Raw genomic sequence first — 23,510 nt, forward strand, 5'->3', positions numbered from 1 at the left:
GACGACGACAGCGACGACGAGGAGGCGGTCGCCGCGCCTGCCGCACCGGCCGCGCCCGCGCAGGTGTTCCGCTCGATCGGCCCCGGCGGCTTTCAGCGCCAGCAGCCTGGCGAACAGCAGCCGCCGATCCCACCCGCGCCGCCGCGCCGCCTGGTGCCCGCCAAGCCCGCCGCCGAGATCGCCGACAAGACCTCGCTGCTCGAGCTCAACGACCGCATCTGCAAATGGCCGCTGGGCCATCCCGGCGAGCCCGACTTCCACTTCTGCGGCGATCAGGTGAATCCGGGCTTCCCCTATTGCGTCGCGCACTGCGGCCTCGCCTACCAGGCGCAGATGCCCCGCCGCGACCGTCGCCCGCCGCCGCCGCTGCCCTATGGCGGTCCGCGCGTCCGCTGATCGGACGAGGGCGTCGGGCGCGATCCCGGCGCCCTTTTCTTCGCCATCCTGATTTCTTCCGTCATCCTGAACCCAAGTTCAGGATGACGAAAGTGGCGGGCGTGCGCGCCCCTTCTTCCGCGTTCCCCGGCGCAGGCCGGGGCCCAGGCCTCACCGCCCTCATCGCACGCCGCGCCCGCCACAGGTGGCGGGCCTGGGCCCCGGCCTTCGCCGGGGAACGGTTCCGTGGTGAGCGCCGCAGCACGCAAGAACAGGTACGGAACGCTTTGCTTGAGGCCGCTGACCCGCTACGCTTGCCGCGATGGCCAACGACGACCTCTTCGCATCCCCCCGCCCCGGTAGCGCGGACAGCTATGACGCCTCCTCGATCGAGGTGCTCGAGGGGCTCGAGCCCGTGCGTCGCCGCCCCGGCATGTATATCGGCGGCACCGACGAGCGCGCGCTGCACCATCTCGCCGCCGAGGTGCTCGACAATGCCATGGACGAGGCGGTCGCAGGCCATGCCAATCGCATCGAGGTCACGCTGGGCGCCGACAACCGGCTGACCATCACCGACAATGGCCGCGGCATCCCGGTCGACGAGCATCCGCGCTATCCCGGCAAGTCGGCGCTCGAGGTAATCCTCACCACGCTGCACTCGGGCGGCAAGTTCAGCGACAAGGCCTATCAGACCTCGGGCGGCCTGCACGGCGTCGGCATCTCGGTGGTCAACGCGCTGTCGGTCGACACCGTCGTCGAGGTCGCGCGCAACAAGGAACTCTATCAGCAGCGCTTCAGCAAGGGGCTGCCGCTCGGTCCGCTCGAGAAGGTCGGCGCCGCGCCCAATCGCCGCGGCACCTCGGTCGCCTTCACCCCCGACATCGAGATCTTCGCCGAGCTTCGCTTCAAGCCGCAGCGGCTCTATCGCCTCGCCCGCTCGAAAGCCTATCTGTTCGCGGGCGTCGAGATCCGCTGGCATTGCGATCCGTCGGTGATCACCGACGACACCCCCGCCGAGGCGGTGTTCCAATTCCCCGGTGGCTTGGCCGATCACCTCAAGGAGCAGCTCGGCACGCGCGAATGCGCCACCACCGACTTCTTCGCGGGGCGCCAGGAATTCCCCAATGCGCAAGGCTCGGTCGAATGGGCGGTGGCGTGGCCGCTCTATTCGGACGGGTCGTACAGTTACTATTGCAACACCATCCCGACCCCCGATGGCGGCACCCACGAACAGGGGCTGCGCGCCGCGCTGGTCAAGGGCATTCGCGGCTTCGCGGACCAGATCGGGCAGAAGAAGGCCAAGGACCTCGCGCCCGAGGACGTGATGGTCGGCTCCGAGCTGATGCTGTCGGTGTTCGTGCGCGAACCGCAGTTCCAGAGCCAGACCAAGGACCGGCTCACCTCGCCCGATGCCGCGCGACTGGTCGAGGCCGGGGTGCGTGACCATTTCGACCATTTCCTCAGCCAGAATGTCGAGCGCGGCAAGGCGCTGCTCGGCTATGTACTCGACCGGATGGACGAGCGGCTGCGGCGCAAGGCCGAGCGCGACGTCAAGCGCAAGACAGCGACGTCGGGGCGGAAGCTCAGACTCCCCGGCAAGTTGACCGACTGCTCGTCGGACAATCCCGAGGGCACCGAGATGTTCATCGTCGAGGGCGATTCGGCGGGCGGCTCGGCCAAGCAGGCGCGCGACCGCAAGACCCAGGCGGTGCTGCCGATCCGCGGCAAGATCCTCAACGTCGCCTCAGCAAACACAGCCAAGATCCTGGCGAACCAGGAGATTGCCGACCTGATCCAGGCGCTCGGCTGCGGCACGCGCGAGCGCTGCGACGCGACCACACTGCGCTACGAGCGAATCGTGATCATGACCGACGCCGACGTCGACGGCGCGCATATCGCGACGCTGCTGATGACCTTCTTCTTCCAGGAAATGCCCGACGTCGTGCGCAAGGGGCATCTCTATCTGGCGCAGCCGCCGCTCTACCGGCTCACCGCGGGCGCGAAATCGCTCTACGCGCGCGACGACGCGCAGCGCGCGCAGCTCGAGAAGACCGCGTTCAAGGGCAAGAAGGTCGAGGTCGCGCGCTTCAAGGGTCTCGGCGAGATGAACCCGCAGCAGCTGCGCGAGACCACGATGGACCCCAAGACCCGCGGCATGATCCGGGTGACGCTGCCGCAGGATTATGAGGACCGCGCGGCGGTGCGCGACCTCGTCGACCGGCTGATGGGCAAGGAGGCGCACCACCGCTTCACCTTCATCCAGGAGAACGCCGCGCGCGTGGCGGAGGAAGAGATCGACGCATGACCGGCGCACTGGGCTATCTCCTGATCGTCGTCGCAGGCGCGCTGCTCGCCAACGGCGTCCCGCATCTGGTCAGCGGCGTGCGCGGAGACCATTTCCCGACGCCCTTCGCCACCCCGCCCGGTCGCGGCGAATCTAGCCCGGTGATCAATGTGTTGTGGGGGGTCGCCAACGGGCTGGTCGGCGCGGCGCTGGCGATCCGCTGGCTGCCGCACCGGGTCGCACCGCTCGAGGATGCGCTGTGCGCCGCGGGCTTCCTCGCTATGGCGCTGTTTGCCGCGCATCATTTCGGCAAGGTCCGGAACTAGGTGCGGAACTAAACGCACCGTTCCCTTGCGGGATTTGGGATGGCATGAGCCTGGCATGACCCAAGCCACCCCCCCCTGCCCCCGCCCCGACCGCCGTTCGTGGGTCCCGCCCCCGCGCAATGATGCTGAAGTTCGGCGTGGTTGCGCGATGACCGCGCTGGGCATCCTCGGCATCGGCGGCCGCATGGGCCAGGCGATCCGCACGGTCGCGACCGGCCAGGGCGCGACGATCGCCGGCGGCATCGATCGCGACGGCAGCGTCGTCGGCGCGCATCTCGACCTCGCGACATTGGCGCACGCATCCGGCGTGCTGGTCGACTTCACCGCGCCCGATGCGCTCGCCGCGCATCTCGACGCCGCGGTCGCCGCCGCCACTCCGATCGTGATCGGCACCACCGGCCTCGAGCCCGCGCACCATGCGCTGATCGACGCCGCGGCGACCAAAATTGCGCTGATCCAGACCTACAACACCTCGCTCGGGGTCAACCTGCTGCGCGGGCTGGTCGAGGAGGCGGCGCGCCGGCTTGGGCCCGAGTGGGACATCGACATCGTCGAGATGCACCACCGCGCCAAACTCGACACGCCGTCGGGCACCGCATTGCTGCTCGGCGCCGCGGCCAACATCGGACGTGGCGCCGCCGACGGAGCCGCGCTCAACCGGCTCGATCGCATGCAGACCGGCCCGCACCCGCGCGAGGAAGGGGGCATCTACTACGCGTCGCTGCGCGGCGGATCGGTCGCGGGCGATCATCAGGTCATCTTCGCGGGCGACGGCGAGCGGATCGAGCTCGGCCACCGCGCCGAGAGCCGCGCGATCTTCGCCAAGGGCGCGATCAAGGCCGCGCTGTGGCTCGCCCAGGGCCGTGCACCGGGGCGCTATACGATGGCGGACGTGCTGGGGCTGGTGTGAAAAAGGCCGACATCTTCGAATTCTACCGCCGCCTTGCCGAGGCCGATCCATCGCCCGAGACCGAGCTTGCCTGGACCAATCCCTATACGCTGCTCGTCGCGGTCGCGCTGTCCGCGCAGGCGACCGACGTCGGCGTCAACAAGGCGACGCGGCGGCTGTTCGCCGACGTCGACACGCCGGCGGCGATGCTCGCGCTCGGCGAGGCGGCACTCAAGGCGCATATCAAGACGATCGGCCTGTTCAATACCAAGGCCAAGAACGTCATCGCCGCGGCGAACATGCTGGTCGAGGAGCATAGCGGCGTCGTGCCCGAGGATCGCGCCGCGCTCGAGGCGCTTCCCGGGGTCGGTCGCAAGACCGCCAATGTCGTGCTCAACGTCGCCTTCGGCCATCCCACGATCGCGGTCGACACGCACATCTTCCGCGTCGCCAACCGCACCGGGCTGGCGCCCGGCAAGGACGTCCGGATCGTCGAGGACAAGCTGGTCAAGGCGACGCCGCAGCCGTTCCTCGTCCATGCCCATCATTGGCTGATCCTGCACGGCCGCTATGTCTGCAAGGCGCGGCGCCCCGAATGCTGGCGCTGTCCGGTTGCCGACCTGTGCCGCTACCGCCCCAAGACGCCGGCACCGGCCGACGCTGCGACCGAAACCGTCGCACGCGCGTTGTCGCCCTCGGAGTAAAGCCCGCCCACGAGGTATCGCCATGAACCGTCCGCTTGCCGCCGCCCTGCTGATCGCCGCGCTCGCCGGGCCCGGTCTTGCGCGCCCGCTCAAGCCCGAGCAGGAGGCGCGTATCCAACCCGATGGCAAGCCGGTCAGTTGCCTCCAGGCCCACAGCATCCAGGAAACCCGCGTCCGCGACGACCGCACGATCGACTTCTACATGCTCGGCGGCAAAGTCTATCGCAACCGGCTGCCGCAGAGCTGCCCCGATCTCGGCTTCGAGGAACGCTTCGGCTACGAGACGAGCATCGACCAGCTGTGCAGCGTCGACATCATCCGGGTCCTCCACACCAGCCCGCCGACGCCGGGCGCGGCCTGCGGGCTGGGCTCCTTCCAGCCGATCAGCGGCGCGCCGCGCTGAACCCCATGACGGGGCTGGCGGCCCGCGCGGGGCTCTGCTAAGCGCCCGCTCAGGCACCCGTAGCTCAGCTGGATAGAGCGCTGCCCTCCGAAGGCAGAGGCCACTGGTTCGAATCCAGTCGGGTGCACCACAATCGACCGTCTCGAAAACCAATGGGCGCTGTGCCAGCCTATGCCTCGGTACATCAAAAATGTTCTTGATTTGTTCTAGGTGATCTGGTACTGTGGCGTTCCTCAAATCCGGAGGACCGCCATGGAGCAATCCCTCTACCTGCCGTCGCGGATCCGCAGTCCAAGCGCGCGATTCGGAACATATCTTCGAACGGGCCTGGGCCTCGATCTTGATGACGGCGGCGTCGAACTCAAATTCAATCCCTGGCACGATCCGGCAACGGGGCGCTTCACCTTCAAGGGCGGCGGTGACGGCACGTGGGGCGGCGGTGGATTTACCGGCGGCGGCGGGGGATCGTTCGGAGGCGGCGGCGCCTCGGGAAGCTGGGGCGGCCCCGCCAAACCCCAAACCGGTCGGAGCGGATCGCAGGGCATAGCGGGATCTGACCAACAGGATGCTCCCGTCGTCCAAAGTGTCCCCGCATCGGTCACCTCACCAGCCGGCACGACCGTTACGCGTCATGGCTACACCTATCAGATCGACGGCGAGGGCCGCACGACGCAGGTGAGCGGGACGCTGACGCTCAACCCCGACCAGCCGCGATCGCGCTCGGCGCAGGCGGCCGCTGGTGGCACGGACCGGCTGCCGACGGACGATGGCGGCCATTATGTCGCTGCACGCTTCGACGGCCCTACGGACAGCTTCAACCATTTCGCGCAGGATGCGAACTTCAACCGCGGCGGCTATCGCATGCTGGAAAGCCAATGGGCGAAGGACGTCAAGCACGGCAACCCGGTGTGGGTGCAGATCGTGCCGGGATATGTCGGCTCGTCGCAGCGGCCGAGCACGATAAACGTGGTCTATTCGGTCAACGGACAGCGTGGCTTCCGGCAGTTTCCCAACAGCTCGAAGGGAAAACCTCATGGCAAGTGAAACGGGTGCGCGTCTCAATGGGATCGGTAACCTGCTCGCCCAAGATACCGACTATCCCCTCGATGGTACGTTTCTTTACGTCGAAGCGGATTGGGGGTGGGCAGACATATCGATCTTCAAAGACCTTGGCGCGAGTCTGCTCTGGAGAGATCCGATGGACGGGCTATGCGAAGCGTTGCTCGATCTGCGGGAGGCGGAGGTGCCCGAAAAGCGCTGGTCGACGATGCAATTCTGCATCACGGGTGAGAAGTTTGATGCCGCCTTCACCTATGGGCCGCTCGATCCCGAAGTATCGGCCCTTAAGCGCCGCGAGATCATCCTGCGCCGTCGCTACGGCAATAAGCCGGTGGTGTATCCACCGCTCGATTAGGCGATCTTTCCAATCGCAGCGGTTGGATCGAACTATAGCAGTGATCTGAGTGCCCATCGCTTTCGGGTCGGGTGCACCACCACCAATCGTTTGAAAACCGGTGAGCACGCTGCTCCGTTAGCCTCAAGCCTAGCTGCACCTTCGTGGTTCGTTCTTCTTGATCTGGTAGGGAGGTGTGCCTCATTCGAAGGACCGCCATGCATCAGTTCGGTTACGCATCGCTGCGGAGGCGCGCCCCAAGCGAGCGGTTCGGACAATATCTTCGAACGGGTCTGGGCCTGGATCTCGATGAGCTGGTGACGGCCGCAGCGGCCGAGCAGGATCGACGTATCGTTCAGCGTGAATGGGCACACCAACGTTCGTCGGGTCACGAACAGCAGTTTAAAGGGGAAGTACCATGGCGGACGACGTCGGCGCACTCCTCACCGAAGTCGGCACCATCTTGGCGCAGGATCGCGCCTACCCGCTCGACGGAACATTCCTGTACGTCGAGGCCGAACCACAATCGGTCAGCGCGTCGATATTCAAAGACCTCGGCGATCACCTGCTTTATCAGCTGCCGACCCAGGCCTTAAATACTGTCCTGCTCGAATTGTGGGCAGCGGAGCCGGTGAAGAAGCGTTGGACGGCGATGCACTATGTCATCGACGGTGACCGATTTATCACGTCTTTCTCGTTTGACAGGCATGATCCAGAGGTCAGCATGATCACGCGTCGACAGGTGATACTCGACCAGCGCTATGGCAATAAACAGGTCGTCTATCCGCCGATCTGGTAGGTCCCAACACTCTGAGTGCCCATCGCTTTTTAGCGGATGCACCACGCCTGGTCTGCCGCAAGTGATGTGACGGCGGGCAAGGTCGACGACGGTCTTTCTCCGAATATACGACGGTGCTGAACGACGACTGCACGATGCATTCGCGCGATGTTCAGCCGCGGGTTCGTAAAACTTCGCCATCGACAGCTTGAGGAGAAATGCCGTGAAGACCTTCCATCGCATGCTTGCCGCCGCCCTCGGCATCGGCATGCTCGCCGGCGCCGCGCAGGCGCAGACGGTCGATCAGCGCCATGCCGACCAGCAGCACCGCGTCGATCAGGGGCTGCGCAGCGGGAGCATGACCCCCGGCGAGGCGCATCGCGTCGAGCATCAGCAGCATTCGATCGATCGTCAGGAAAACCGGATGCGCGATCGCAACGGCGGTCGCCTCAACGGCTATGACCGTGCGGTGCTCCAGCACCGCGAGAACCGCGCCAGCCGCCACATTTATCACGCCAAGCATAATGGCCGCCGCTGGTAGTCCGCGCCGCAGCCTGAAGACCACGGTCGCGCGCCCGATCGGCGCGCGGCCGTTCGCCTATGCGCCAGTGGCGATGGATCCGTCGCGCGGACCGCCGGCGTCGCGCTGCCAAACGCGGGCGTGGACCCCGCCCAGCCGATCGCGATCGACCTGACTCGCACAGGCCTGCGTAGCCCGGTCGAGTGCATCGATCGCCTCCGCGCGGCAGTCGCCGGCTGCATCGGGATCGATGTGCCGAAGCGCCGCGAGCGCCTTTTGGAGCCGGATGCCGACCTCGATCGTGCCCGCGCCGTCGCGCGCGATCGGTCGGTAGATATCCTCGAGCAGATCCGGAAAGGCAAAAGGCGGTACGGTCACGCCCGTCGGCACGATGTGGTCGGGGTCGATCTGCCGGCGGAGGATCGTCGCCAGCACCCGGGTGCCCGCCTCGATCACCGCGATCGCGGTCCCCGGATCGTTGACCGCCGGCGACAGCGCGCGCGAGGCGATCTCGGACAGCACGACCAGTCCGAAGCGGGGATCGTGATCGAAGGCGCGATGATGCTCGATCGTGAAGGCGTCGCGGATGCGGCATACCTGCCGGTCGTCGACGGGCGCCATCGTCCAGGCCAGCAGCCGCGCGGGATCGACCAGCGTCCCCGGCAGCGCGGCGAGCGTGATCTCCGCGCCGATGCGCTTGGCGACATCGGCAAGCTGCACAACGTCGACATGCGTGATCCGGCCGATCTCGCGGTGCCGGACAAGCGTCGCGCCATCCGGCACCGCGATCCGCCTGCGGGGCCCGAAGCAGGGCCGCTGCACCATGGCGCGCGCCGCGTGGGTCGCGGCACGCTCGACGCGGTCGATCGTATCCGAGACGCGGCCGAAGCGGGCGATATGCTCGATCCAGCGCAGGAAGGTGATGACGATCACGACGATGACGAGGATCGTGCCGGCATAGAGGATGACGCGCCCGGTATCGCCGTAGATGCCGGTCGACAGGGCGATGATGCCGACGATCGCGAACAGGAAGCTGCCGAGGAAGGTCGCCAGCGCGTTTTGCGCGGTGGTATCGTCGATCAGCAGCTGGACGGCCCGCGGCGTGATGTTGCTCGTCGCGCCGGCATAGGCGGAGACCATCGCGGTGAGCGAGAATGTCGTCACCGCCAGCATGCTCGAGGCCAGCACGTTGAGGATGTTGTCGACCGACTTGGCCCCGATCTTGGCGGCGAAATCGTAGGAGACGCTGTGGCCGATCAGCGCGCCGCCGAGCGCCAGCGCAACCGCGAAGACGCAGAACAGCGCCGCCCGGAACCACATGCGACGGGTCAGCAGCCGCAGCGCCCATTGCCAGCGTTTCATGGGCGATCGCCGGAAGGTGCCCGGCGCAGCAGCAGCGGCATCGTGGCCCCCTGGACGAAGATCGAGAACGCCACCACCGCGAAGGCGACGCCGATCAGCGCGTCATGTTCGGGCAGCGATGCCGGGATGGCCAGCGCCAGCGCCAGCGCCAGCGCGCCGCGCAGCCCGCCCCAGAACATGATCGTGCTGGTCAACCCGTCGATCGCGCTGCGGCTGCGCGCGAACAGCCCCGCAATCGGATAGATCGCCGCCGCCCGGCCGGCCAGCACCAGCACCGTCGCGACCGCGGCCGGCCACAGCACCGCGAGCAGGGGCTGCTCGGCCTCGCGGCTGCCGATCAGCAGGAAGATGACCGAATTGGCGAGGAACGCCGCGAAATCCCAGAAGCGCAGCAGCGCCTCGCCGCCGCGCTCGGTCAGCGTGCGCGCGGGGCCGATATTGCCGACGAGCATGCCGGCGGCGAGCGTCGCGAGCACGCCCGAGACACCCAGCGCCTCGGCGATCAGGAAGGAGCCATAGGCGGCCAGCACGGTGAGCGTCAGCTCGACGAGATGATCGTCCGCGCGCCCGGCGACGAGCAGCAGGCCGCCGGCGACGACGATGCCGCACAGCAGGCCGCCGGCGACGGTCAGGACGAAGCTTTGCGCGATCGTCACGACGTCGGTCGACGCGCCGGTCGCGGCGGCGACGCACAGGCCGAACAGCACGGCCGCCGCGCCGTCGTTGAGCAGGCTTTCCGATTCCATCACGAAGCGGAGCCGGGGCTCGGCATTCTGCTCCTTCATCATCGCGACGACCGACACGGGATCGGTCGCCGCGATCAGCGATCCGAACAGCAGCGACGCCGGCCAGCCCCAGCCGACCAGCCAATGCATGCCCGCGGCGACGACGGCGGCGGACAACAGCGTGCCGCCGAAGGCGAGGCTGAGCACCAGCCCCGCCTCCCGCCGGAACCGACCCCATTTCAGATGCAGCGCCGCCTCGAACACCAGCGGCGGCAGCAGGACGGTGAAGATCAGCTCGGGGGTCAGCACGATTCCGCTGCGGTAGCCGGCCGCGCTGAGGCCGATCCCGGCCACCACCAGCCCGATCGTATAGGGAAGGCCGAGCCGCCGCGTGACGATCGCGACCACGCATGCGACGAACAGCAGAAGCCCCAGCGTGACGACGTCGAGCTGGCTCACCACGCCGGGTCCGCCGTCACCGGCAGCGCTTCATGCGGCGGTACTGATCGGGGTGCGACATCGAGCAACGGCTTTCCAGAACAGCCATGCCGCGAGGATCGCCGCGATGACATTGGGAGACAGCGTGTAATCGATGGCGACGCCCTCAGCCACCATATGTGGTCCGCCCACGGGGCGTGGCGCAAGTCCGCTGCGCGCGAACATGCCGACCACGACCGACGCGACTACCGCCATCGACATGCAGCGGCGCGGCTCGGCCTCGCGTCGAGCAAAGCTAAACGGGAGATGAACAGACCGGTTCAACGCGCGTTAGGCGAAATCGGCTAGGGTGGCGAGATGCCATGGCAGGCGCTTTCGATCGTCTGGCCATGAGGCTTGCCACACCGACCGATCGGACGCTGCGCCGGCACGGACGATGGAATCACAACCGGGCCGAGGCAGCGGTCAATGCCAGGAGACGGGATGACGATGGTCTCACACAGCGTCGCGGGCATGCCCACGTCGCAGGATGATGCTCGAACCACACGGGCGACGCGTTCGCTGCAGGCGCTCAACTTCTTCATGGCGGACATGCAGGCGGGGATCGGCCCCTTCCTGGGCGTCTTCCTCCAGCAGCGCGGATGGACCACGGGGCCGATCGGCACGGTGATGACCGCGGGCGGTGTCGCGGGCATGATCATGACCGCGCCGGCCGGCGCATTCATCGACCATAGCGAGAAGAAGCGCTGGATCGTCGTCGTGACCGGGGCCTGCACCGTGCTGGCGTCGTTCCTGATCCTCTGGTCGCAGGCCTGGGCGGTGGTGACCGCAAGCCAGGTGGCAACCGCGATCGCCGGTGCCGCGATCGGGCCGGCGGTGACCGGCATGACCCTCGGCGTCGTCCGGCAGCGGGGCTTCAACGCGCAGAACGGTCGCAATCAGGCCTGGAACCACGCCGGCAACATGGTCGGCGCGGGGCTTTCGGGATATCTCGGCTGGGCATTCGGCATGCCCGCCATCTTCTTCCTGGCGGCGGCGTTCGGCGTGCTCGCGATCATCTCGGTGCTGTCGATCCCCGAGTCGGCGATCGATCACCGCGCGGCGCGCGGCCTCGAGGCCGACCAGCCGGATGGCGATGACGGCGGCAAGGCGGAAGGCCTGAAGGTGCTGTTACGCAACCGGCCGATGCTGATCCTGGCGGCGGCGCTGGCCTGCTTCCATCTCGGCAACGGCGCGATGCTGCCGCTCTACGGCATGGCGGTGGTCGGTGCCGGCAAGGGCAATGCCGCGATGTTCACGGCCACGACCGTCGTCGTCGCGCAGGCGGTGATGATCGTCGCCAGCCTCGTCGCGATGCGGCTCGCAGCAGGACGCGGCTATTGGCTCGTGCTGCTGATCTCGTTCGCCGCGCTGCCCGTGCGCGGCGTGCTGGCCGGGACCTTCATCGAACATTGGGGCGTATGGCCGGTCCAGGCGCTCGACGGCATCGGTGCCGGTCTGCAGAGCGTCGCGGTGCCGGGGCTTGTCGCCTGCCTGCTCAGCGGCACCGGACGCGTCAATGTCGGACAGGGCGCGGTGATGACGGTGCAGGGCCTGGGGGCAAGCCTCTCGCCCGCGATCGGCGGCTGGCTGGCCCAGATGCTGGGCTATCATGCCGCGTTCTTCATCCTGGGCAGCTTCGCGCTGGCCAGCCTGGGCTTGTGGATCGGCTTTGCGGGAACGCTGCGCCCGGCCTGCGGGGGCAATGCAGACCCGGCGGGCGGGATCGCTGCGGAGCGCGCCGGGCGATGAGCGATGGCCTGACGTCGCCCTGCGGCGGCGTGCACCGGCGCGACCGGGACGTAAAACAGCGGATCGCATTGTCGCGGACCATCCTCCCCGCCGCCTCGAACAGGACCGGTCGCGGATGGTGACGGTCGCGACCGGCGTCACATGGGCGATCGCAGGACTGGCCACCGCGGGCGTCGTCGGCCGGCCGCTGCGCTGGCCCGAATGGATCTGGGCGGTGACCGGCTTGGGGCTGCTGGTCATCCTTGGACTGATGCCGCTCGGCGCGGCCGGCCACGCGATCGCCAAGGGGCTCGACGTCTATCTGTTCCTGACCGGCATGATGCTGCTCAGCGAGACCGCGCGCGCGCACGGCGTGTTCGACTGGATCGCGGCGACCGCGGTCAATCTGTCCGGCGGTTCGCGTCCGCGCCTGTTCGCGCTGGTCTATGCGACCGGCGTGGTGGTGACCATTTTCATGTCGAACGACGCGACCGCCGTCGTGCTCACCCCCGCCGTCATCGCCGCCGCCAAGACCGCCCGGGCAGACCCGCTTCCGCTGCTGTTCGCATGCGCGCTGATCGCCAACGCGGCCAGCTTCGTCCTGCCGATCTCCAATCCCGCCAATCTCGTGCTGTACGGCGGACAGATGCCGCCGCTTGGCCAATGGATGGGCTCGTTCGCGCTGCCGTCGCTGGCCGCGATCCTCGTCACCTACGGCGTGCTGCGCTGGACCGAGCGGGCGAGGATCACCGGCGCCTGCGCGTGCGATGTCGCGCGTGCGCCTTTGTCGACGGGCGGCAGGCTGGCGTTCGGCTGCATCCTGCTGACCGCGCTGCTGTTGCTCGCGATGTCGGCGCTCGATCGCGGGCTGGGGCTGCCGACCGCACTGGCGGGGCTGGCAACCGCGGTCGGCGTGTCGGCGGTGGCGCAGCGGTCGCCGCTCGCGCTCGCCCGCGAAATCTCGTGGGGCGTCCTGCCGCTCGTCGCCGGATTGTTCGTCCTGGTCGAGGCGCTCGACCGTACCGGGGTGATCCGGACCGTCGCCGACGCGATCCGCGCCGCTGCGGCCGAACCGGTCCGGGCGGCGGCCGCGTCGGGTACGGTCCTCGCGCTCGTCTCGAACCTCATGAACAACCTGCCCGCCGGCCTGATCGCCAGCACCGCGGTCCAGCAGGCCCATCCGCCGCGGCTGGTCACCGACGCATTGCTGATCGGCGTCGACCTTGGGCCGAATCTGTCGGTGACCGGATCCTTGGCGACGATCCTGTGGCTTCAGGCGATCCGCCGCGAAGGCGAGGACGTCGGATTTCTGGCGTTCCTCAAGGTCGGTGCGGTGGCGATGCCGCTCGCGCTGATCGCGGCCCTGGGCGCCAGACTGCTGATCGGCTGACAGGGCATCGCCAGCTAGCAAGGGATCGGGCGTCCGCGCGACGCGCAGGCTGTGATCGTGGACAGCCCGCGCGGCGGTCGGACAGGCTCAGGCGGCAGCCCATGCCGCAGCGGCGGCCTCGGCGAAGGCGCGATAGCCGCGCGGTGCGTGACCGAGCAGCGTCGCGAGCCGCGCGACGTCGGCATCGGTCGCGATCGCGCCGTCCTGCTGATAGCGGCGCATCATCAGTTGCATGTCAGCGGCGAGCCATGCCGGGCCGAACGCCTTCAGCCGCTGTTCGAAGCCGTCGAGATCGTTTCCTGCATAGGCGATCGGTCGGCCGAGCACGTCGCTCCACAGCGCGGCCATCGTCGCGGCGGTGAGCGCATCGGGACCGACCAGTTCGTACGTCTCGGCCGGCAGCGGCGCGCCGGCCCGCTCGCGGCGCAGCAACTCCTTGGCGGCGGCCTCGCCGATGTCGCGGATATCGACCATCGAAATGCCGCGCTCGCCGATCGGCATCCCGTAAACGCCGCCGCCCAGCAGCGCGTCCTTCTGGCGCAGATCGTTCTGGATGAAATAGGCCGGGCGCAGGATGGTGGCGGGCAGCCCCGCGGCGTGGATCATCCGCTCGACCGTCATCTTGCTGGCGAAGTGCGGCACGTCGGCATAGGCCTCGCCCTTGAACACCGACAGGTAGACGATGCCCGTGACCCCGGCGCCGCGCGCCGCATCGAGCGTCAGCATCGCCTGGGTCAGCTCGTCGGGCGCGTTGGGCGCGAGCAGGAACAGCGTGCTGACGCCGTGCAGCGCGGCGCGGACGCTGTCGATGTCGGACAGGTCGCCCTGCACGGCGGCGACGCCGGCAGAAAGACCGGCCTTGTCCGGCGTGCGGGTCAGTCCGCGGACCTCGGCCCCCTGCCCTTCGAGGAACGCCAGCACCTGTGCGCCGATCGTGCCGGTGCTTCCGGTTACCAATATCGTCATGTCGCATCTCCGTGGTCGGCGAGACCATCTCGTCGTCTCTGCGGATAAGATAGCCGTTCCGACTTTGCGCGTTAGATGCCATGATCGGGACGCCTCGTCTCGGATATGGAACATATGATCGATCTCGCCGCGCTTGCGGATTTCAATCTGGTCGCCAGCCATGGCGGCTTCGGGCTCGCCAGCCGGGCGACGCGCCGCCCCAAGGCGACGCTGTCGCGCAAGGTGAGCGAGTTGGAGGCGCATCTCGGCGTGCGGCTGATCGATCGCGGGTCGCGGACGCTGCGCCTGACACCGGAAGGGCGTGCGCTGCACGAGCGCACGCAGGGCCCGCTCGCCGAGATCGGCGAGGCCGAGCAAGCGGTCGCCTCGGGCGCGTCGGTGCCGAGCGGCCTATTGCGGATCAGCGCGCCGATCGTGCTGGCGCATGTGCTGCTGCCGCGGGTCGCGGCGGACTTTGTCCGGGCCTATCCGCAGGTCATGCTCGAAATCGTTGCCGAGGACCGCAAGGTCGATCCGGTCGAGGACAATTATGATCTGGTGATCCGCATCAACCCCGACCCCGACGAGCGACTGGTCGGCCGCCGCATCCGCGAGGACGAGCGGCTGCTGGTCGCCGCGCCTGATCGGCCCGACCTCCTGCAGGGGGCGCCCGGCGACGCGGCCATCGCGGTGCCCGCGGTGGGTCATGTCGCGACCGCGGCGGACGCGCTCTGGCGGATCCGGACCGATCGCGGCGTGCATGTGCTCCGCCCGGAGATACGGCTGCGCTTCTCCTCCTTCCTGATGGTGCAGGATGCGGTCCTCGCGGGGGCGGGCGTCGCGCTGATGCCCAAATTGCTGGTGGCGCGGCATGTCGCGGCGGGGGCGCTCGTCGTCTGGGGCGTCGACGACGGACCGAAGGTCGAGATCTGGGCACTCCAGAATTCGCGCCGGCTGTCGAGCTCGAAGATCCGCGCGTTTCTCGATGGGTTGACCGCGATCGCCTGAGCAAGGCGGTCAGCGAAACCGTGCCGATGGCGCCGAGCACCGGCCCGACGCGCACGCGATGGTGACGATTGCCGTGCCCCCGCCGCTGTCGCTATGCCGTCTGCCGGCCGACATCCGCCCGCGGTGCTGCGGCAGCGCGATGTCCCGCCCGGAGGCCCGCATGACCGAAGCCGATCGCCCGCGTTGCCGATGGGCGCAGACCGACGCGCTGCTCGCCGCCTATCACGACCGCGAATGGGGCGTGCCGGAGCACGAGTCGCGCGCGCTGTGGGAAAAATTGATGCTCGATGGCTTCCAGGCCGGGCTCGCCTGGATCACCATCCTGCGCAAGCGCGACGCCTTTCGGGCCGCCTTTGCCGGCTTCGATCCCGACCGGGTCGCGCGGTTCGACGAGCAGGACGTCGCGCGGCTGATGGGCGATGCGGGGATCGTGCGGTCGCGGGCGAAGATCGCGGCGACGATCGGCAATGCGCGCGCCTATTGCGCGATGCGGACGCAGGGCGAGGACTTCGCCCGCTTCGTCTGGGGCTTCGTCGGCGACCGTCCGATCCTCGGCGACGGCACCAAGATGCTCACCCGTTCGGCGGAGTCCGAGGCGCTGTCGGCGGCGCTCAAGCAGCGCGGCTTCTCCTTCGTCGGCCCGGTGATCGTCTATGCCTGGATGCAGGCATGCGGGCTGGTCAACGATCACGACGCGCACTGCTTTCGTCGCTGAACGGCTGAACCTTCGCGGGCCGTTGTGCCGAGGGCGGATCGCGGCTAGGCCGATGGCATTCGCCTGGACCCGGTGCAAATCCGGGTGGCTATTCCGGCCGCCGATCCGCCGGACCACGCACATCGCCTTCGACCGGACGCCGACCATTCGAGCGGCGCTCCCGCGATTTCTGCGGACATACTGTCATGACCCTCTCTCTCGACCGCTACCGCGCCGAATGGTTCAGCGGCGTCGGCAATGCGCGCCGCGACCTGCTTGCCGGCATGGTCGGCACCTTCGCGCTGATCCCCGAGGTCATCGCCTTCTCCTTCGTCGCCGGCATCGACCCGCAGGTCGGGCTGTTCGCCTCGTTCGTGATCGGCATCGTCATCGCCTTCGCCGGCGGCCGCCCCGCGATGATCTCCGGCGCGGCGGGGTCGGTCGCGCTCGTCGCGGCGGCCTTGGTCCACAGCCACGGTCTGCAGTATCTGCTCGCCGCGACCATGCTCGCCGGGCTGCTCCAGATCGCGTTCGGCCTCGTCAAGCTCGACGTGCTGCTCCGCTTCGTGTCGCGCTCGGTGCGGACCGGCTTCGTCAACGCGCTCGCGATCCTGATCTTCTCCGCGCAGGTGCCACAGATGCTGGGGGTGACGTGGCACAGCTATGCGATGATCGCGGGCGGGCTCGCGATCATCTATCTGGCGCCGCGGCTCACCACCGCGATCCCGTCGCCGCTGATCTGCATCGTCGTGCTGACCGCGGTCAGCATCGCCTTCCCGATGCCGATCCGCACCATCGCCGACCTCGGCCGCCTGCCCACCTCGCTGCCCGCCTTCGGTATCCCGGACGTGCCCTTCAGCCTCGCCGCGCTCCGGATCGTGCTGCCCTACGCCCTCGCGATGGCGGCGGTCGGCCTGCTCGAATCGATGATGACCGCGAGCGTCGTCGACGACCTCACCGAGACGCGCAGCGCCAAGGCACGCGAGTGCACCGGGCTCGGGCTTGCCAATGTCGCCGCCGGGCTGTTCGGCGGCATCGCCGGCTGCGGCATGATCGGCCAGACCGTCGGCAACGTGCGCTATGGCGGCCGGGGGCGGCTCTCGACGCTTGTCGCTGGCGTCTTTCTGCTGGTCGTGATGGTCCCGCTGCGTCCCTGGGTCGCACAGGTCCCGGTCGCAGCGCTGGTCGCGATCATGATCATGGTGTCGGTCAGCACCTTTTCCTGGGGCTCGCTCGCCGACCTCGTCCGCCATCCCAAGGTCTCGAGCGTCGTCATGCTCGCGACCGTCGCGGTGACCGTCGCGACGCACGATCTGGCGGCCGGGGTCGCGGTCGGCGTGCTGCTCAGCGGGATCTTCTTCGCCTCCAAGGCGGCGACGCTGTTGCGCGTGCAGGCCGCCCATGACGCGGCCACCGACACGCGGACCTACACCGTCTCGGGCCAGCTCTTCTTCGCGAGCGCCGATGCCTTTGCCGATGGCATCGACCTGCACGACAGCGCGGCCACCGTTCGGATCGATCTCAGCGCCGCGCACCTCTGGGACGTCACCGCGGTCGGCACGCTCGAGGGGATCGTCGCCACGCTGCGCCGCCGCGGCCGGACCGTCGACCTCATCGGCCTCAACGCGGCGAGCGCCAGCCTGATCGACCGCCATGCCCCGCTGGTCGGCCCGGCGACCTTCTAGCCCCTGCCCGCGGGAGCGGCTCAGCGCAGTCGGACGGTGAGTTCGACCTCGTCGGTGAACGGCATCGAGAGATAGCCGTTCGCGGGGTCGCCGATATGCTCGAGATAGTCCGGGCAGTGGTCGGCATTGTCGGCGATGATCACCGCGCCTTTGCGAAGCCGGCCCTCGACGAGCCCAAGCACGTCGCGATACAACGACTTGGCGCCATCGAGCAGCAGCATGTCGATCGTCTCGGGAAGCCCCGATGCCAGTGTCTGGAGCGCGTCGCCCGCGCGGATCTCGACCAGATCCGCGAGGCCGCCGGCCGCGAGATTGGCGTGCGCACGCGCGATCTTCGCGGGTTCGAACTCGCTGCCGATCACGAGGCCGCCGCCATTGTCGCGCACCGCCGCGGCAAGATGCAGCGTCGACAGGCCGAAGGACGTCCCGAATTCGACGATGGTGCGCGCGTGGGTCGCACGCGCCAGCATGTAGAGCAGCCGGCCGGTCTCGCGCGACACCGGCAGCGCATAGTCCTTCAGCGCGGCGTAGAAGGGACGATAGTCCGCCTTGCTGCGCATCAGCCGCAGTCGCTCGTCCTTCGAGATCGACGCGAACGCCGGATCGGTCATCGGATGGGTCGCCTCGGCCTCCGTGAAGAGCCGATCGAGCAGCGGGGCGACGGGGGCGGTGGTCAGCGTGGTCATCGGCGTCTCCTGGATGTTTGCCTGCCGGAAGAAATACGACTAATTCGTCAGGTCTGCCTATTCGCATATCCGGGAGCGCGATCGATCATGCTGCGAAACGCCGGAATTTCCTCGCGAAAGGCGCCGCAGCAGGCGCGATCGAACGAGCTGGTCGCGGCCGTGCTCGATGCTGCTGTTCAGGTTCTGGAGACGGAGGGCGCGCAGCGATTCACCACCGCGCGAGTCGCCGAGCGCGCCGGCGTCAGCGTCGGCTCGCTCTATCAATATTTCCCCAACAAGGCGGCGATCCTGTTCCGGCTGCAGAGCGACGAATGGCGCCGGACGGCGGCGCTGCTCCACGCCATCCTCGAGGATCGGACGACGCCGCCCGGCGCGCGGGTGCGCGCGCTGGTCCACGCCTTCCTGCTTTCCGAATGCGAGGAGGCGACGATCCGGATCGCGCTGAACGATGCGGCGCCCTTCTACCGCGACGCCCCCGAAGCCGCCGACGCGCATGCGGAGAGCGCGCAAGTCGTGCGGGCGTTCCTGCAGGAGAGCGCGCCGCGTGCCACCGGTGCGCAGCTGACGCTTGCCGGCGATCTGATCAAGACGACGCTGAGCAGCGTCGGCAGCAGTTTTTCGGCGACGCCGCGCACTCCGGACGAGATCCATGCCTATGCCGATGCGCTGGCCGACATGCTGTGCGCCTATCTCGATCGTCTGGCGGCCGCCTGAGCGCCGACGGCAGACCGGCTACGGCGTCGGGGGGGGAACATCGGATCGCTCCACTCGCTTGGACGAACACGATAAAAGGCGAGGAGTGATGAGCAACGATCGTCGGCGCGGCGCGCGCGCATCCGCCATCGGGACGCAGACGCGGCTTTGGCTGGCGTCCGCGTGCCTCCTACTTGCGGTCCCCACCGCGGCTGCGCGACCGCACACGCCGGACGCGCGCGGAGAGGCCGAGCTCGGCAAGCTCCTCGCCGGCCGCACCGCGGGCACGCCGACCGACTGCATCGACCTGCGGACGGCCGACAACGGCCAGATCATCGACCATACCGCGATCGTCTATCGCGACGGCCGGACGATCTGGGTCAATCGCCCGCGCGGCAATCTCGATGCGCTCGACGACAACAGCATCGTGGTGACGCACGACTTTGCCGCACAGATGTGCAGCATCGATCCGGTCCACCTGATCGATCGGACCAGCCGGTTCGAGCGGGGTTTCGTCGTCTTCGACAAGTTCGTCCCCTACACCAAGCCGAAATAGGGGACCGCGCACCCGTGCCGGGCACGGCTCCGCGGTGTCACGCCGCGAAGCCGGTCGATCGCGAGAGCGCCTCCCACGCCGCAAGCTCGGATCGCATCGTCTCCAGCTTCTGCTCGACCAGCCCGAGCGCATCAGCGCCGAGGAACAGCCGCGTCGGCGGATTGTCCGATGCCACCAGCGCCAGCAGCGCGTCTGCGGCCTTGGCAGGATCGCCGGGCTGGTTGCCGCTTTTGGCCTGCCGCGCGGCGCGGATCGGATCCATCACCGCGTCATAGTCGGCGATGCTGCGCGGCGTGCGGTCCATCGATCGTCCGGCCCAGTCGGTCCGGAACTGGCCGGGCGCCAGCGCGGTGACGTGGATGCCCAGCCCGGCGAGCTCCTTGCCGAGCGACTCCGAAATGCCCTCGAGCGCGAATTTGCTCCCGCAATAGAAGGCGATGCCCGGCATCGTGATGAAGCCGCCCATCGAGGTGACGTTGACGATATGACCACGGCGGCGCGCGCGCATGCCGGGCAGCACCGCCTGGATCATCGCGACGGGGCCGAACACATTGGCGGCGAACTGCCGCTGGAGATCGTCGATCGAGGATTCCTCGAGCACGCCCTCATGACCGTAGCCGGCATTGTTGACGAGCACGTCGATCGGACCGACCGCCGCTTCGGCGTCCGCGACCGTGCGGGGCGCCGCCGCATAGTCCGTCACGTCGAGCAGCAGCGCATGCGACCGGCCGGGCGCCAGTGCGGCGAAGGCCTCGGCATCGTCGGACCGCCGGACGGTGCCGACGACGCGGTGCCCGGCGGCAAGCGCGCCGGCCGCGAACGCGCGGCCCAGACCGGACCCGACGCCGGTGACGAGGAAGGATTTTGGCGATGAGACGGTCATGGTCATGCTCCGATATTGCGACAAATCTATATCATGATATAGTGTGGCCATGAGCGCTATCAAGCCGCATTCCCCGCGATCATCCGCCGCCACCCAGCACAAGGTGCTGGAGGCCGCCGAACGCCTGCTTGGCGATGGCAAGGCGGCGTTCTCGATGCGCGACCTGGCGTCGGCCGCCGGGGTGAGCTTTGCGACGCCCTTCAACCAGTTCGGGAGCAAGCTCGCGATCATGCGGGCGATCTCGGCGCAGCGTATCGAACATATGCACGCGCGCACCGCGCAGGCGACGCTGCCGACCGACGCGGTCGATCGCGTGCTGCAGGTGGTCGCGATCGCTGCGGCCGTGATGCGCGAGCAGTCCGCGATCAACCGGGCGGTGATGGGAGCGATCGGCGCGCCGGGCACCGAAGCGGGGGACATTCGCGGGCGGTCGCGCGCGCTCTGGGTGGAAGCACTCGGCACCGGTGAGGGGTTGGCGGCCGCGCATGCCGAGCTGGCGCGCGCCGTCCTTCCCGATCAGCTGGCGATCGCCTTCCGCGGCGTCCTGTCCTTCTGGACCGCGTGCGAGATCAGCGATTCGGATTTGGCGCCGGAGGCGATCGCGGCAGCGGCGGCGGCGCTGTTCGGCTTCGCCGGCAAGCCACAGCGCAATAATCTGGCCGATGTGATGGCGCGCGCCTCCCGCTGAGGCGATTCCGCAGCAACGCGGCGGGCGGCCTGTTTCTGCCGATCCGCGGCCGCCGCCCGATCCGAGATTTGCCCGCCACGATCGCGCGCGCCCCTACCACTTTGGTAGTAGCCGAAACGAAAGTTTACTCAGGATTTACCATCCCCCCTGCAAGCGATGATCGTCGGTCAGTCGAGGGGGAATATACGGTGGCAGCACGGCGGAACTCGGGATTGACGACGCCGCGTCGCGCCCACCTGCTGGCGCTCGAGCCGCGTATGATGTTCGACGCCGCGCTCGCCGCGACCACCGAGGCGGTGCTGACGCGCAGCCATGCCGTCGAGGCGCGCGACCATCTCGCCGACGCGACCGCCGCGCCCGCGCATGGCACCCCAGCGACACCCTCGGCCGCCGGTGCCGCGCACCGCAGCGTTGCCGACGGTCCGGCGGCGTCCGCGCCCGCCACGACGCCCGCCGCCGGCCACGAGATCATCTTCATCGACACCGCGGTGTCCAACTATCAGCAGCTCGCCGCCGAATGGTCGGCGCGCGGCGAGGTCGTGCTGATCAACGACCAAAGCGACGGTTTGGCACAGGTCGAGGCCGTGCTCGCCACCGAGACCGGGGTCTCCGCGATCCATATCGTCAGCCATGGCGAGGAAGGCGCCTTCTATCTCGGCACCACGCGCGTCGACCAGGCCGCGATCACCGGCAGCCTCGCCGGCGAGCTCGCGCAGATCGGCCGGTCGCTCGAACCCGGCGGCGACATCCTGATCTATGGCTGCGACTTTGCGGAGGGCAGCGACGGCGCCGCCGCGCTCCACGCCTTCGCGACCGCCACCGGTGCCGACGTCGCCGCCTCGACCGACCTCACCGGCGCCGCCGCCCGGGGCGGCGACTGGACGCTCGAGGCGCATAATGGCGCGATCCAGACGCGCACGCTGTCGAGCAGCGACTATGGCTATGTGCTCGTCGCGAACACGCCGGTGCCGATCGCGGTCACCGCCAACAGCCTCACCGTCACCGACGCGGCGGGCAATGTCGTCGTCTCGCACACCACGGCGGCCGACGGCACGACGACCAGCACCGGCTATGGCAGCGACGCCCGTTCACCCGACCTGACCGCGGCGGGCGCGACCGCGGTCTGGGCGAATGCCGCCACCTATCAGGGCCAGGCGCTCGACCTCAAGGCGACCGTGCTCTCGCTGAGCACCGGCGACGCGGTGCGCTTCAACGCACCCGGTGGCACCAGCCAGGAGGCCGACGACGCGACCTTCCTGCTGCGCGACCTCACCAACAATGGCACCGACGCGACGATATCGATCAAGTGGGAACTCGTGCTCCACGGCACCAACACCGACGCCCCCGCCGACGTCGAGTTCACCATCGGCGACATCGATGGCATCGGCAACGCGCCCAATGCGACCAGCACCGCGCCGACGCGCGAAAGCGTCAGCACGTCGACCGACAATCTTGCCTATTATACCAGCGAGACCGGCTCGGACATCTACTTCACCTCCTCTTTGGCGCAAATCACCGCGGCCGGCACCAAGAATGAGAATAGCGACACGACCCAGCCCGAGGACACAAAGTCCAACGCGACGTTCGACTACACAAACGTGTCCTCGTTCGTGCTCAACTACCGGCTGACCAGCAACTCCACGGCGACGCAGGCGCAATTCTACCAGGACGGCAACGCGACGCTCAAATATACCGCCCCCGTCTATGTCAGCATTCCACGGCTCGACCTCGACGCGGACAACAGCACGCAAGGCTATAGCAGCACGCCGAGCAACGACGCGCATTTCACCTATACCGCGGACGGTGCCGCGACCCCGGTGGTCGACAGCGACGTGCGTGTCAGCAACCCGATGGACATCAATTCGATCGTCGGCGCGTCGGTGGTGCTCACCAACGCCAAGGCGGGCGACGTGCTGACCGTCGGCACGCTGCCGTCGAACATTACGGACACGATCAGCACCGCGAACGGCCAGATCACCGTCACGCTGAGCGGCAATGGCAGCGAGGCCGACTATCAGGCCGCGCTGAAAGCGATCGGCTTTTCCAACACGCTCGCGGCGAATCCCGACACGACACAGCGCGTCATCGACATCAGTTTCGCCAACGCCCAGCTGACCAGCGCGATCGCAGTCAGCCGCATCGATATCAACCACGCGCCCACCGCCACCGGCACACTCGCCGACCAGAGCACGCAGGATGCCGCGACCGTCCGCTACGCCACCGCGGGCAGCTTCGCCGACGTCGACGGCGATGCGCTGAGCTATTCGGCCACCGGCCTGCCCGCGGGGCTCACGATCGACGCCGGGACCGGCGTC

Annotated in this window: 25 protein-coding genes, 1 tRNA gene and 1 other annotated feature; of the genes, 20 read left to right on the forward strand and 6 right to left on the reverse strand. The window is 68.3% G+C overall.

Translation table 11 applies throughout. The annotated features are described in order from the left end of the window. The 11 genes from Q0326_RS00690 to Q0326_RS00740 all read left to right on the forward strand — a co-directional run. A partial coding sequence (locus Q0326_RS00690) for a GcrA family cell cycle regulator (RefSeq protein ID WP_298686035.1) occupies positions 1-396 on the forward strand: 396 nt, incomplete at its 5' end. A gap of 301 nt (positions 397-697) precedes the next feature. Next, on the forward strand, positions 698-2,680 hold the full coding sequence (gene parE / locus Q0326_RS00695) for a DNA topoisomerase IV subunit B (protein WP_298686037.1): 1,983 nt from the start codon (positions 698-700) through the stop codon (positions 2,678-2,680). Beyond that, positions 2,677-2,985, forward strand: a complete 309-nt coding sequence (locus Q0326_RS00700) for a hypothetical protein (RefSeq protein ID WP_298686039.1) — start codon at positions 2,677-2,679, stop codon at positions 2,983-2,985. The genes parE and Q0326_RS00700 overlap by 4 nt, the downstream gene beginning before the upstream one ends. A 148-nt stretch (positions 2,986-3,133) precedes the next feature. Beyond that, positions 3,134-3,895: a 4-hydroxy-tetrahydrodipicolinate reductase gene (dapB, locus tag Q0326_RS00705; protein ID WP_298686040.1), complete on the forward strand. Its 762-nt coding sequence runs from the start codon at positions 3,134-3,136 to the stop codon at positions 3,893-3,895. Further along, positions 3,892-4,578: an endonuclease III gene (nth, locus tag Q0326_RS00710; protein WP_298686041.1), complete on the forward strand. Its 687-nt coding sequence runs from the start codon at positions 3,892-3,894 to the stop codon at positions 4,576-4,578. Before dapB ends, nth begins: the two co-directional genes overlap by 4 nt. A 22-nt stretch (positions 4,579-4,600) precedes the next feature. Continuing rightward, positions 4,601-4,981 carry a hypothetical protein gene (locus Q0326_RS00715; RefSeq protein ID WP_298686043.1) on the forward strand — a complete coding sequence of 127 codons (381 nt, stop codon included), beginning with the start codon at positions 4,601-4,603 and terminating at the stop codon, positions 4,979-4,981. Between the two features lie 53 nt (positions 4,982-5,034). Beyond that, positions 5,035-5,111 (forward strand) — tRNA-Arg (locus tag Q0326_RS00720). Positions 5,112-5,191: 80 nt separating this feature from the next. Continuing rightward, the gene (locus Q0326_RS00725; RefSeq protein WP_298686045.1) at positions 5,192-6,025 is read left to right on the forward strand and encodes a DNA/RNA non-specific endonuclease; all 834 of its coding nucleotides are present in this window, start codon (positions 5,192-5,194) and stop codon (positions 6,023-6,025) included. Next, positions 6,015-6,395, forward strand: coding sequence for a hypothetical protein (locus Q0326_RS00730; RefSeq protein ID WP_298686047.1), 381 nt, complete (start codon positions 6,015-6,017; stop codon positions 6,393-6,395). Before Q0326_RS00725 ends, Q0326_RS00730 begins: the two co-directional genes overlap by 11 nt. A gap of 397 nt (positions 6,396-6,792) precedes the next feature. Beyond that, positions 6,793-7,173 carry a hypothetical protein gene (locus Q0326_RS00735; protein ID WP_298686049.1) on the forward strand — a complete coding sequence of 127 codons (381 nt, stop codon included), beginning with the start codon at positions 6,793-6,795 and terminating at the stop codon, positions 7,171-7,173. A gap of 202 nt (positions 7,174-7,375) precedes the next feature. Next, positions 7,376-7,693, forward strand: a complete 318-nt coding sequence (locus tag Q0326_RS00740) for a hypothetical protein (RefSeq protein ID WP_298686052.1) — start codon at positions 7,376-7,378, stop codon at positions 7,691-7,693. A 57-nt stretch (positions 7,694-7,750) separates the two neighbouring features. Here Q0326_RS00740 and Q0326_RS00745 read toward each other — a convergent pair whose 3' ends face one another. Genes Q0326_RS00745 through Q0326_RS00755 form a run of 3 tightly spaced genes read right to left on the reverse strand, consistent with a single transcriptional unit; the run spans position 7,751 to position 10,458 of the window. Further along, positions 7,751-9,034: a DUF2254 domain-containing protein gene (locus Q0326_RS00745; protein ID WP_298686054.1), complete on the reverse strand. Its 1,284-nt coding sequence runs from the start codon at positions 9,032-9,034 to the stop codon at positions 7,751-7,753. Beyond that, complete coding sequence (locus Q0326_RS00750) at positions 9,031-10,218, reverse strand: sodium:proton antiporter (RefSeq protein WP_298686056.1); 1,188 nt, start codon at positions 10,216-10,218, stop codon at positions 9,031-9,033. Before Q0326_RS00750 ends, Q0326_RS00745 begins: the two co-directional genes overlap by 4 nt. A gap of 30 nt (positions 10,219-10,248) precedes the next feature. Next, positions 10,249-10,458: a hypothetical protein gene (locus tag Q0326_RS00755; RefSeq protein ID WP_298686058.1), complete on the reverse strand. Its 210-nt coding sequence runs from the start codon at positions 10,456-10,458 to the stop codon at positions 10,249-10,251. A gap of 222 nt (positions 10,459-10,680) precedes the next feature. Here Q0326_RS00755 and Q0326_RS00760 point away from each other — a divergent pair, with 222 nt between their 5' ends. Together Q0326_RS00760 and Q0326_RS00765 are read left to right on the forward strand one after the other, a co-directional pair. Next, positions 10,681-11,988 (forward strand): MFS transporter, encoded by a 1,308-nt coding sequence (locus Q0326_RS00760; RefSeq protein ID WP_298686060.1) that lies wholly within the window; start codon positions 10,681-10,683, stop codon positions 11,986-11,988. A gap of 118 nt (positions 11,989-12,106) precedes the next feature. Further along, positions 12,107-13,357, forward strand: coding sequence for an arsenic transporter (locus Q0326_RS00765; RefSeq protein WP_298686220.1), 1,251 nt, complete (start codon positions 12,107-12,109; stop codon positions 13,355-13,357). Between the two features lie 87 nt (positions 13,358-13,444). On the opposite strand, the gene Q0326_RS00770 is transcribed toward Q0326_RS00765, so the two are convergent. Then, on the reverse strand, positions 13,445-14,323 hold the full coding sequence (locus Q0326_RS00770; RefSeq protein WP_298686062.1) for an NmrA family NAD(P)-binding protein: 879 nt from the start codon (positions 14,321-14,323) through the stop codon (positions 13,445-13,447). Between the two features lie 114 nt (positions 14,324-14,437). On the opposite strand from Q0326_RS00770, the gene Q0326_RS00775 reads away from it, so the two are divergent. From Q0326_RS00775 to Q0326_RS00785, 3 genes are all read left to right on the forward strand, one after another. Then, positions 14,438-15,310: a LysR family transcriptional regulator gene (locus Q0326_RS00775; protein WP_298686064.1), complete on the forward strand. Its 873-nt coding sequence runs from the start codon at positions 14,438-14,440 to the stop codon at positions 15,308-15,310. Between the two features lie 160 nt (positions 15,311-15,470). Then, complete coding sequence (locus tag Q0326_RS00780) at positions 15,471-16,025, forward strand: DNA-3-methyladenine glycosylase I (RefSeq protein ID WP_298686066.1); 555 nt, start codon at positions 15,471-15,473, stop codon at positions 16,023-16,025. A gap of 62 nt (positions 16,026-16,087) precedes the next feature. Then, positions 16,088-16,143: a sequence feature (sul1 is cis-regulatory element that is thought to sense ions involved in sulfur or methionine metabolism; They are found in Alphaproteobacteria), on the forward strand. Positions 16,144-16,210: 67 nt separating this feature from the next. Then, positions 16,211-17,689 carry a SulP family inorganic anion transporter gene (locus Q0326_RS00785; protein WP_298686068.1) on the forward strand — a complete coding sequence of 493 codons (1,479 nt, stop codon included), beginning with the start codon at positions 16,211-16,213 and terminating at the stop codon, positions 17,687-17,689. Between the two features lie 20 nt (positions 17,690-17,709). Here the strand turns inward: Q0326_RS00785 and Q0326_RS00790 are convergent, their stop codons facing one another. Continuing rightward, positions 17,710-18,375: a class I SAM-dependent methyltransferase gene (locus Q0326_RS00790; RefSeq protein WP_298686070.1), complete on the reverse strand. Its 666-nt coding sequence runs from the start codon at positions 18,373-18,375 to the stop codon at positions 17,710-17,712. 87 nt (positions 18,376-18,462) lie between these two features. Between Q0326_RS00790 and Q0326_RS00795 the strand changes: the two genes are divergently transcribed. Together Q0326_RS00795 and Q0326_RS00800 are read left to right on the forward strand one after the other, a co-directional pair. Beyond that, positions 18,463-19,089, forward strand: coding sequence for a TetR family transcriptional regulator (locus Q0326_RS00795; protein ID WP_298686072.1), 627 nt, complete (start codon positions 18,463-18,465; stop codon positions 19,087-19,089). A gap of 88 nt (positions 19,090-19,177) precedes the next feature. Next, positions 19,178-19,624, forward strand: a complete 447-nt coding sequence (locus Q0326_RS00800) for a hypothetical protein (RefSeq protein WP_298686074.1) — start codon at positions 19,178-19,180, stop codon at positions 19,622-19,624. Between the two features lie 37 nt (positions 19,625-19,661). On the opposite strand, the gene Q0326_RS00805 is transcribed toward Q0326_RS00800, so the two are convergent. Further along, complete coding sequence (locus Q0326_RS00805; protein ID WP_298686076.1) at positions 19,662-20,507, reverse strand: oxidoreductase; 846 nt, start codon at positions 20,505-20,507, stop codon at positions 19,662-19,664. A gap of 49 nt (positions 20,508-20,556) precedes the next feature. Here Q0326_RS00805 and Q0326_RS00810 point away from each other — a divergent pair, with 49 nt between their 5' ends. Both Q0326_RS00810 and Q0326_RS00815 read left to right on the forward strand, forming a co-directional pair. After that, the gene (locus tag Q0326_RS00810) at positions 20,557-21,195 is read left to right on the forward strand and encodes a TetR/AcrR family transcriptional regulator (RefSeq protein WP_298686078.1); all 639 of its coding nucleotides are present in this window, start codon (positions 20,557-20,559) and stop codon (positions 21,193-21,195) included. A gap of 212 nt (positions 21,196-21,407) precedes the next feature. Continuing rightward, positions 21,408-23,510, forward strand: a 2,103-nt coding sequence (locus tag Q0326_RS00815; protein ID WP_298686080.1) for a DUF4347 domain-containing protein, incomplete at its 3' end; no start/stop codon positions are given.

It is taken from the genome of uncultured Sphingomonas sp. (assembly GCF_937859915.1).
GTDB lineage: Bacteria > Pseudomonadota > Alphaproteobacteria > Sphingomonadales > Sphingomonadaceae > Solisphingomonas.